Source organism: Stieleria mannarensis (assembly GCF_014154935.1).
Lineage (GTDB): Bacteria > Planctomycetota > Planctomycetia > Pirellulales > Pirellulaceae > Stieleria > Stieleria mannarensis.
Genome location: NZ_JACEHH010000039.1, coordinates 69,640 through 81,284 on the forward strand (window position 1 = coordinate 69,640; position 11,645 = coordinate 81,284).

Annotated in this window: 5 protein-coding genes; all 5 read left to right on the top strand. The window is 59.3% G+C overall.

Annotated elements, in window-relative coordinates; all coding sequences use genetic code 11:
* Nucleotides 1-475 precede the first annotated feature (475 nt).
* Complete coding sequence (locus H1B37_RS23420) at nt 476-2,680, top strand: DUF1549 and DUF1553 domain-containing protein (RefSeq protein ID WP_182869361.1); 2,205 nt, start codon at nt 476-478, stop codon at nt 2,678-2,680.
* 12 nt (nt 2,681-2,692) lie between these two features.
* Nucleotides 2,693-4,033, top strand: coding sequence for a DUF1501 domain-containing protein (locus tag H1B37_RS23425; RefSeq protein WP_182869363.1), 1,341 nt, complete (start codon nt 2,693-2,695; stop codon nt 4,031-4,033).
* A 287-nt stretch (nt 4,034-4,320) separates the two neighbouring features.
* Nucleotides 4,321-5,916: a serine protease gene (locus H1B37_RS23430; protein WP_353620906.1), complete on the top strand. Its 1,596-nt coding sequence runs from the start codon at nt 4,321-4,323 to the stop codon at nt 5,914-5,916.
* A gap of 22 nt (nt 5,917-5,938) precedes the next feature.
* On the top strand, nt 5,939-8,944 hold the full coding sequence (locus H1B37_RS23435; RefSeq protein ID WP_182869365.1) for a WD40 domain-containing protein: 3,006 nt from the start codon (nt 5,939-5,941) through the stop codon (nt 8,942-8,944).
* Between the two features lie 518 nt (nt 8,945-9,462).
* On the top strand, nt 9,463-11,645 hold a 2,183-nt coding region (locus H1B37_RS23440; protein ID WP_182869367.1), incomplete at its 3' end, for a serine/threonine-protein kinase.

Sequence of the window (11,645 nt, forward strand, 5' to 3'; positions counted from 1 at the left end):
CCGCAGCATCTACTGGCCGGAGCCCCACAACGCCGGGGGAGAAGGGAGCCATCGTAAGTTTTTGAAGGCACTACCATTCTCGGAGGAGTTTTCGTCGTATCCCAGTGCCCCCGCCCCCATCATTCTGCCATCTTTTCGCTGCACCTCATCCCAGCACGGGCCGCTCGCTGACCGACCTGTTGATTTCATCAGCCGCACGGCACTAGCCTCGGTTTTCGCCGCCACAAAACCGGGGCCAACGCCCATCGGCTGATCGTTAGCTTGTTCATTTCGATTCAATCAACAGGCCGTGACGCTTCCCGCTGGCATATTTACCGCATCGTTTTGCCCCCATCGTTTTGCCCCCATTTTTTGACCACTCCTCTTCCCCCGCGTCCCTCTTTCCCGCTTTCCCACCCCATCAACAGTTGGCCAGCGGTTATACTGAGGGGCCCTCCCCTGCCCTTCCCTCCCCTACCCTGCCCGCCTTGTTGCCATGCCCGATCGCCTTGATCCGAGGTTGTCGATCCGCCACGTCGTTGTGTCGGTGCTGTTGACGATTGCACTGCAGTCGGTCACGTCTGCCGGCGATGCCGTCAGTTTTGAATTGGACGTGCAACCGATTTTGGCCGCCCACGGCTGCAATGCGGGAGCGTGTCACGGCAAGCAGCGTGGACAAAACGGATTCCAGCTCTCCTTGCTGGGCTTTGATTCCGACTTCGACCACGACGCGATCGCCCGTCAAGCGCGTGGCCGTCGGCTGAGCATCGCGGCGCCCGAGTCGAGTTTGCTGGTCCAGAAGGCGACGGCCGAAGTACCACACGGCGGCGGCCGAAAAATCGTCGTCGGTTCGGACGCCTACCAGACCCTGGTCACATGGATCCGCCAAGGCGCCCCACGTCGCCTAGCCGACGAACCCGTTCTGGAGTCGGTGCAGTTACAGCAGACCGAGTTTGCACTGGCCCCGTCGGAATCGGCAGCCCTGACCACCATCGCCCACTACAGCGATGGAACCACCCGCGACGTCACCGGCATGACCAGCTATCTGTCCAACGAGGCGGCGATCGTGCAAGTCGATTCGGCGGGACGCTTGACGGCCGGCCCGGTCCCCGGCGAGACCGCGGTGATGGCGCGGTACATGAATCACATCTGTGTCGCCAACGTCAGCATCCCCCGGACCGAAGCGTTACCGGAAGGCTTCTACGACGACCTACCTCGGGCGAACTTCATCGACGACTTGGTGTACGACAAATTGAATCAATTGCGGATCCGCGTTTCCGATCCGGCGGGCGACGCGGTCTTTCTGCGACGCGTCTACACCGACGTCATTGGTCGATTGCCGACGCCCGAGGAGGCAATGCAGTTCCTTGACAGTCAAGACAGTGAAAAGCGCGCCGCACTGGTCGACCGACTGCTCGACCAACCCGAATACATCGATCACTGGGCCAACCAGTGGGCGGACCTGTTGCGGCCGAACCCGTATCGGGTCGGCATCAAGGCGGTGTTGAACTATGACAACTGGATCCGCCAACAATTTCGCGAAAACGTCTCGCACGACGAGTTTGCGCGTCGATTGATCACCGCCAAAGGCAGCACGTGGCACAACGGCGCGACGACGTTGTTTCGCGACCGCCGCAGCCCGGATGAAGTCGCGACGTTGGTCAGCCAATTGTTTCTGGGTGTGCGGTTAGACTGCGCCAAGTGCCATCATCACCCGTTCGAAAAGTGGAGCCAACACGACTTCTATTCCTTCGCAGCTTTCTTCGGCAAAGTCGGCCGCAAGGGCACCGGGCTGTCGCCTCCCATCTCCGGCGGCGAAGAGATCGTTTACGTTTCCACCAAAGGCGACGTGCGGCATCCGGTGACCGAAGAGGTCCTGGCACCGGCCCCCTTGTTCGGCGACGTCGACCTGTCCGCAGACGACGACCCACGCGAGGCATTGGTCGATTGGATGGTCTCGCCGGAAAACGACTACTTTGCGAAAGTTCATGTGAACCGCGTCTGGGCGCAATTGATGGGACGCGGCATCGTCGATCCGGTCGATGATTTGCGCAGCACGAACCCACCCAGCAATCCCGCATTGCTGGACGCGTTGGCAAACCATTTTCAACAATCCGGCTACGATCAAAAGGACCTGATCAAAACGATCGTGCTGTCAAACGTTTACTCGACCAGTTCCACACCGAACGAAACCAACACGGGCGATCGATTGAACTATTCGCGTCACTATCGGCATCGTCTGCGTGCCGAGGTGTTGGCCGAAGCGGTGGCCGGCGTGACCGAGACGACCGAATCGTTCTCCGCACTCGCACCGGAATCCCGTTCCAATCAGGTGTGGACGCATCGGATCGGGTCCGTGTTCCTGGACACCTTTGGCCGGCCGGACCCGAACCAGGATCCGCCCTGCGAACGGGTCGCCGATTCGTCGGTTACCCAGACCTTGCACCTGATGAACTCACGCGAACTGGACCGGCGCGTTCGAAGCGATGACGGTCGCGCCGCACGATTGGCCGCCGGCAAGCAGTCGGCCGCAGAGGTCGTGACCGAGTTGTACCAGGCCGTGTTTTCTCGGCGGCCGACCGCGCAAGAACAACAGTACTGCGAAACACAGATCACATCGGCCGGTGAGAACCGCCGCGGTGCGATCGAAGATTTGATGTGGGCGATGATGAATGCACCCGAATTCGTTATTCAAAACTAGGTTGGAATCACGATGGCTAGATCTTGGACGAACTGCGAAGGCCTGACCCGACGCGACGGATTGAAGCTGGGATTGGGAGGACTGATTGCCGGCGGCCTGACCGGCGCATTAGCCTCGCGCGCCCGAGGCGCCGCGGCGACGGATGCCAAGCGGCGACCGGCCGAAGCCGATGCCTGCATTTTGGTTTGGCAGGACGGCGGGCCGAGTCACTACGAGACGTTCGACCCCAAGCCCGATGCGCCGGTCGAAATCCGCGGGTCCTACCAGCCGATCGCCACGCAAACCCCCGGCGTGCAGTTTGCCCAGCCGATGAAAAAGCTGGCCGCGATCAGCAACGATCTGGCGATCGTGCGTTCCATCCGCCATGACCAGGGCAACCATGGCGCGGGCAATCACTACATGATGACCGGCGCCCCGCCGCGGATCCCCGTCGGTTGTGGCGCCTTTGTCAGTTTCCATCCCAGTTTGGGAAGCGTGGTGGCCAAAGAAATCGGCGCGCCTCACGGCATTCCCGCCTACTTTTCCCTGCCCCGCATGTCGCGCTCCGGCGGCCCCAATTTTTTGGGCAGCAAGTACGCGCCGTTCGTCGTCCCCGACAGCCCCAACAGTTCCAGCTTTCGCGTCCGCGACGTCACCATCCCCAGCGGATTGACCGATGATCGTTTCGCGTCGCGACAACAGATCCGCAAACACATCGACACGATGCTGCGTTTCAACGACGCCTCGGTCGCCGACCCGACACTGGCGGTCGACGAATTCTATGGCCAGGGGATGCAGATCATCAGCAGCAAGGAGGCTCAAGACGCGTTCGACATTCACCAGGAAGCCGACGAGGTCCGTGATGCCTATGGCCGCAACACGTTCGGCCAGCAAGCCCTGTTGGCCCGCCGGCTGGTCGGTGCGGGCGTGCCCTTTGTGACGCTTTACCACGGCGGCTGGGACCATCACACCGATATCTTCAAAGCGTTGGATTCCAAACTGCCGCCGTTCGAAGCGACGATCGCCGCGCTGATCTCCGACTTGAAACAACAAGGCATGTTGGAGCGAACGCTGGTCGTCGTGTTGGGCGAATTCGGTCGCACGCCGAAAATCAACACCCGCGGCGGCCGCGACCACTGGTCCAACGCGATGAGCGTGATGTTCGCCGGCGGGAAGACGCCCGGCGGTCAAGTCGTCGGTGCCACGGACCGACAAGGCTATGCGGCGATCGAGCGGGTGCTGTCACCGGAGAACTTTGTTTCGACGATCTATCAGAAACTGGGAATCGATCCGGGACAGATGATGTACACACCCGAAGGCCGCCCGACCCACTTGGTCAGCGATGCCACGCCGATCGCTGAACTGATGGGGTAGTGATGGTTGGATTGTTTCAAGACCTATGGGCAAGCGTTGGCGTAGCGACGTTGGCCAAAGCGGGGTGGCGCGTCGCGAGGTCAAAGGCTGTGCGGGCTGCTCGCTTACCGGCCCGTCGATTTAATCAGTGTTTCAAGATCGCTGCGAACCTGCCAGCCCGAAGCGTGAGCGAGGGGCATTGCGTTGCCACGTGCGTGCGTGTGCGAGCTTGCATCGACAGGCCATTACGCGTCCCGCCGGCGGTGGTGACTCGGGCCGCTCGCTTACGCGTCCCGCTGGCAGGGGTGGTGGCTGTGTTTTGCGTCGGGGCATCGCAAAACGCTCAAGCACAACTCAAGCTCGATCGACTGTTCCCGCCGACGGTTGCGGCGGGAGGCGAATCCGAAATCAGCGCGGAGGGAAAATTCCCGAAGTGGCCTGCATCGGTCGACTGCGATCGAGCGGACGTTGAAATCACGGCGGCAAAGGATTCCGGCAAGTTCACCGTCAAGATCCCCGAAACGTCTCCGCCGGGCGTCGCCTGGGTCCGTTTCTACGATGACCAATCGGCCAGCCAGCTCTACCCGCTGGTCATCGCGACGGTCCCGGTCACTACCGAAACCGAACCGAACGACAATCGTGATGCGGCCAATGCGGTGTCGATGCCGGCCGTCGTCGTCGGGCGATTGGCCAAGGGCGGCGATAGCGATGCCTATCGCGTCTCGCTCAAGGCCGGCCAGCAACTGGTCGCTTCGGTCACCGCCAACCAGCTGCTTGCGTCCCCGATGGATGCGGTGCTGCAACTGACGGACCTGCGCGGCAACGTGCTGGCGCAGGTCGACGATGTCCGCGGTCTTGACCCACAACTGGTCTACCGCAGCGAGACCGATCAAGACGCCCTGGTCCGCATCTTTGCCTTTCCCGAAACACCCAACAGCACGATCGGATTTAGCGGATCGAGCAGCTATGTTTACCTGTGCGAACTCACCACGGGGCCGTTCCTGGATCATCTGGTCATCAGCGGCGCGAGCACCCTGCCCTTCGGCTACAACCTGCCCGAACCGTGTACCGTCGACGTCTTACCGGCCACGCGAATCGCACCGGCCAGCGGATCGATCCCCGGTGGACTCGGCTGGGCCTGGGATTCGCGTCCTGCTGAGACAGAGATTCAACTCCATCACGACGATTTTGATGGAACACTCCCTGCCGTCCTGACCGGGCACATCGCCGAGCCGAAGCAATCACACACGGTGTCATTTCCAGGCGTCAAAGGAACCAAATACCGTGCCGAAGTGCGTTCGAAAGCGGACGGGTACCTGCTGGATGCAAAGCTGACCGTCACGGAGCAAAAGTCCGGCAGCGTGTTGGCCAGCAACGATGACCTTTCGCGGGGCAACGTCGATTCCGGCGCCGACTTCACCGCCAAAGAAGACGGCATCATCGACGTGACGGTGTCCGACATGATCGACGGATACGGACCGCGGCATTTCTATCAATTGACCATTCGTGAAAGCCGGCCCGAATGTCGACTCACACTCGCCGAAGACCACTTCGTGCTGCCCCGCGACAAACCGCTGGAGATCCCTGTCACGGTCGAGCGGTCATCGGGTTTTAGCGACAAACTGCAAATCACGGCATCGGGACTGCCACCCGGAGTGGTCGTCGAAAACGTGATTTCGCAGCCCAAAGGCGACACGTCGAAGTCGGTCAAATTAAAGTTGACCGTTGGGGAAGGTGCCGCCGGAAACGCCAGGATCCAAATCATCGGCACGTCGCTGGATTCCGACGGCAAACCGACCGACCGAACCGTCACCGCAACGTTCCCGCTGCGTCCCTCCACCGCGCCCTCCGAAGTCTGGTTGACGATCCCGCCGGCACCGACCGACGGCAAATCATCCGATTAAGTTTCGCCCCACCGGCTACGCCATGATCCATCCTGCTACTTACTCCCGTCTGAATTTGCGCCTTGGTGTTTCAGCCACGTTCCTGTCGTCGCTGTTCCTGCTGTCGCTCTCGCCGGTGTGGATGTCGTCGGTGTCGGCCAATCCCCGCGAGATCGCAGAGTTGCCCGAAGACCGTGAGGTCGTGTTCAGCCGTGACGTCGCGCCGGTGCTGAAGAAGAATTGTGTCGCGTGTCACAACGCCAGCAGCGAAGAAGGCGGCGTCAACCTGGAATCCGTCGCCAAGATGAAAGCGTCCGACGTGGACGACGTTTTGGTGCCCGGCGATGCGTCGAAAAGCCGTTTGTTTCTTTTGGCATCTCACGCCGAAGATCCGCTGATGCCGCCGGAGGACAACGACGTCTCGGCCGCAGCACTTAACCCCATCGAACTCGCCCTGCTGCGCCGCTGGATCGACTCCGGCGCCGCGGTCGACCAGGCGGCAAGCAGCCCGACGCCGCGCCAGTGGCAACCGCTGCCGAATTCCCTGCAAACCGTTTTCGGATCCGCCATCACATCCGATGGGCGACTGGCCGCGGTCGGATTCGGAAACCAGATCCAAGTGTTCGGATCAATATCGTCCCAGCCGATCGATTCATTGCAGCGTGTCCAGGACGGCCAAGGCCGACCTCCCCATGACGACTTTGTTCAAGACCTGCGATTCGATTCCGCTGGTGGGCGAATCATCTCCACGGGATATCGGAACGTCAAACTCTGGTATTTGGCCCCGTTCGACTCCACGACGATCCCCACGATCGATCGCGACGACACCTTGGCAATCGCGATCAGCGAAAGCGGACGCCACGTCGCGGCGCTGTCTCGGCGGGGTGAATTGAGTGTGGGCGAAGTCGGCAAGAATCGATGGCAGTGGATGAAGGGTTTCGACCTGCCAACGGAAATTCAATCCGCGGCGTCCTCCGCATCGCCCCAGCATGTTCGCATCGCCGTCGGGCCCGACGGCCAGCGCGTCGCGATCGCTTGGGACAAAACGGTCCGCATCGACGGAATCGAACCGGAAACGATCCGTACGTCCGCTCCAACCACATCCATGATTTGGCTGGACCAAAACAACCTGGTCACCGGCCAGACGTCGGGCAACGTCAGCCGCCATCGCCGCGAAAACGAGACTTGGTCGAGCAATCCGTGGTCCGTTTCGGATCAGCCGATCACGTTCCTGGCCTCCGCGTCCGGCGACGACGCGGCGTTGGTCGCAGTGGACGCCGCAGGCAAGGTCGCACGACTGGATGTTTCTCAAAACAAGTTCGTCGAATTCGGCAAACTGCCCTCGCCCGCGGCCTCGGTCGCGTTGGCCGCGAATCAAAAAAAGCTGTGGGTAACAACGCCTTCCGGAGCGGTCGGGACCTTTGATCTGGCGGACAAGAAATACACCGAGGTCGCCAAATCCGATCCCCAGGCCGCTGCGACACATGCCTCGGACGAATGGGAGTCGTCGGTGGGCGAAAAACTGATCGCCGCCGATGACAAAGCGGTCAAGCAGGCCCAAACCAACGTGGACGCAGAAAAGAAAAGTCTGGAAAAGATCGCCGGCGACATCACCGCCAAAAAGACCGCGATCAGCGAAAAAGAAACGCAGGTCGCCGCCGCAAAGAAAGCCGCCGACGACGCCAAAACCAAACTGGCCCAAGCCAAAACCGACGAAGCATCGGCAACCAAGATGCGAACGGAATTGACCGCAACCGTGACGCAACTGGACAAGAAGATCACGGAACTCGCCGAACAACTCGATGCACTGAAAAAGCAAAAGACGGACGCCGAACAAAAGCTCGCCGCCGTTCCTGATCCGAAGAAACTTGCCGAGACGGTCAAGTCGCTGACCGAAACCTCGCAGAAAGCGGCGAAAGATCTCGAAGCAAAAGACAAACAACTCACCAGCGAACGAGCCGAATTGAAGTCGGCCGAAGAAACCGAGGCCCGTGGTAAGCGACGGCTTGAGGGACTGGAGGCGGAAGTGCAACGTCGTCAACAACGGTTGGAAAAGACCAAGGCGGAACAGGAAGCTCGAAAGGCTCAAGTCGCGAAGTCAAAGACGGCCGCCGAGCAATCACAAGCGACTGACCTGCCCATCGCCCTGATCGCCGGCGGATCTCGGTTTCTGACACGTTCAAAGCCGAGCGGCCAATGGAATCTCTGGTCCGCCGCGGGCGACTGGTTGGGCGGATTCCCCCAAATGCCGGTCGGTGGTCAATGGGTCGCCGCGGGCGACGACTGTGTCTTGATCCAAGATGCCGACGGACAACTGCACGCACTTGAACCCTCCCAGCACCTTTGGCAACTTCAGCAATCGATCGGTTCGGCCACCGGGGAAAGCCCCTTTGCCGACCGCGTGTTGAGTGTGGATGTCGATCCATCGGGGCGATTTCTTGCCACCGGCGGAGGCGAACCGTCTCGCAGCGGAGAGTTGATGATCTGGAACACATCCGATGGTTCACTAGTGCGTCGCATCGAGTCGCCGCACAGCGACACGGTGTTGTGCGTTCGTTTTTCGCCTGACGGGAAAACGTTGGCCAGCGGAGGCGCCGATCGGATGATCAAACTGTGGGACGTGGAGACGGGAACGCTGATCAAGACGCTCGAAGGCCACACGCATCACGTCAGCGCGCTAGCGTGGAACGTGAACCGCAGCGAGTTGGCAAGCGGTTCGGCCGACGAAACGGTCAAGATTTGGAACATCGAATCGGGGAAAGCAACTCGGACGATCAGCGGACTGAAATCCGAGGTCACTCGGTTGGTCTATGTGGGCCGCGACGACCGCATCGGCATCACCTGCGGCGACGGCTACTTCCGTGTCTACCGGACCGACAACGGTGGGCGCGAAACCAACGCCAAACTGCCCGGCGGATACCTGTACGCCCTGGACAGCAACCGCGACGGAACGCAGTTCATCGTCGGCGGCGCCGAAGGCGTCGCCACCCGAGTCGACAAGTCCGGAAAGCAGTTGCAGGAACTTGTCGCGGGTCAACCGATGCGGTGAATCACGCAGATCCCTAGGCGGCGAAGTGGCGCAGCCTGTGTGAGAGAAGATTGGATCACCGGTGTCAGAAACCCATCGCCCCCAACGCTCAAGCCGCGGCGGTGTCCGCCACCGCTGCGCCGGAGGAAAGTTGCTTCGAGCCGGCGGTGGGTCCAACCGCTGCGTGTAGAGAGCGACCGAGTGGGTTTGTTTTACGGCGACTTCTCTACCGTTAATATCCAGTGCTCGAACGGCGTCGTCGTGTCCGACGAAAATCCATCCGCCGATCTCCGAAAAACGCGGTGTTGAGCCCTATTCGGGCTCGGCGGAGCAGACCGAGGCTGGTGGATACATCATTTTCCGATCGATGTTGGCCTCGACAAATGAGAAACGTCACGTCCTCTTTTGGCGGTCTATCGACTCGTTGGCTTGTCCGTGCATGCCGATTCAGTGCGAAGTTTCAAATTTCGTGAGAAAAAGGCTGCCGATTTCACGCACGTTAGTATAGCGAGATTACGGCAAAACTCTGGAACGGGCTTATGACGGAAGAATCAATTTTTGCGAAAGCAATCGAGATCGAAGACGCGGACGAGCGTCAACGGTTTTTGAATGATGCCTGTAAGGGTGATCGCAAACTTCGTCACCGATTGGAAGCGCTGCTTTCGGCCAGAAAAGAACCGGACAGTCTGCTCGACCAGTCCATCAGCTTCGATGGTGATCTCACCGAGGAACTCACTTTCGAATCGAAAGAGGCCGAGCGTCAAATCGGCCCGTACAGGATTCTGCAGAAGATCGGCGAAGGTGGGTTTGGCCTCGTCTACATGGCCGAACGGAAGCAGCCCATGCGTCAAAGAGTGGCGCTGAAGGTCATTAAGCCCGGAATGGATTCGAAAGCGGTCGTCGCCCGATTCGAGGCGGAACGACAAGCGTTGGCCATGATGGATCACCCGAACATCGCGCGAATCTTGGACGGCGGGGTGACCGATTCCGGACGACCCTATTTTGTGATGGACTTAGTCAAAGGTGTTCCAATCACCGAATTCTGCAATGCAAACAGATTGACGACCGAACAACGCCTTGAGCTCTTTATTTCCGTTTGTCACGCGGTAAACCATGCTCATCAGAAAGGAATCATTCACCGAGATCTCAAGCCCTCGAACATCTTGGTGACACTCCATGACGGCAAGCCGTTACCCAAAGTCATCGATTTCGGTGTCGCCAAGGCCTTGAATCATGAGTTGACAGAGAAAACCTGCTTCACTCAATTCGGACAAATGATCGGCACACTTCAGTATATGAGCCCGGAGCAGGCCGAGATGAGCGCAATTGATATCGATACGAGAAGTGACATCTACTCGCTGGGCGTTGTGCTGTACGAATTACTGACCGGTGAGACACCCATTCCGGGAGAACGTTTACGGGCGACTGCTTATGCAGAGATTCAACGCATTCTTCGCGAAGAAGAACCGCCCAAACCGAGCCTCCGGTTGAGCACGATGGGGGCGAGCTTGACTATCGTTGCGAAACATCGCGGCACCGATGCAATTTCACTTTGCAAAAACATCTCCGGAGAGCTCGATTGGATCGTGATGAAGACGCTCGACAAGGACCGTAGCCGACGCTACGCCACTGCGAATGAACTATCAGCAGACGTTACAAACTTTTTGCAGCTACTGCCGGTCAACGCGCGCCCCCCTTCGCGCGGATATCTGTTTAGAAAATTTGCGGTCCGACACAAGGCCACGCTTGTCACCGTCATCTGTGTTTTTTGTCTCGTGGCGTTTGCTTCCGTCGGCGCCGTCATTGCAGCCGTCGTGGCGAATCATTATCGAGTCGTCGCCGAAAACAACGCGATTGCCGCGGAACAATTAGCGGAGCAGCGGGCTGCAGAAAGATGTGCATCAGATACGTTCGCCGCAGCGGCGGCACTTGAAGAGAACAGCACGCTCATCGCCGATCAGCTGCTGCTGCGAAATATTCCACCAGACGGGGCGAAGGAACATGATTATCGAGGAGTTGAATGGTACTTGACGTGGAACCTCGGCCGACCGATGAGGGAAGCCGAAACGATCCCTTGCGATGACTATGTCACTGCAGCAAGCGTGTCGCCCAGCGGACGGTATGTTGCATTGTCGTTTCGCGGCGCCCCGGCGAAGATTGTCGACCTGGTAACACGTCAATTCGACGAACTTCCGAATTCCTATCAGGCGTGGACCAATCGGATCCTATTCTGCAATTCCGATTTTGTCGTGCTCCACATGAGCGAGGACAGGCAGGCTGCGGTTCTCACGGATTGGAAAACGGGTGACTCGACACATCTGTCCCACCCATCTCTCATCGATATCGGGGATATCTGTGTTTCCCAAGATGGATCGATTGTTGCAGCGACCGGTAACGAGGCCACGGTCCTCTGGCAAATCAATGACCAGTCGAGCCCGATGGGTGAACCCAAAATTCTGTCGACCGACAAGGGATCTGTGATCGGTCTATCTCCCGACAATCGGTTCTTGGTCGTCTGTGAGGCGAAGAGGAATATGACCATCCATGATTTGAGCGAAGGAAAAATCCACAATCAGATTTCTGAAATTCATGATCAAAAGATTTACTCCCTCGATGTGTCGACGGATGGGAAGATCGCGACGGTGAGCATGGATCGCGCGATCAAGATTTGGAACATCGAAACCGGGACCAAGGAGATGACTCTGCGGGCGCACGATGACCG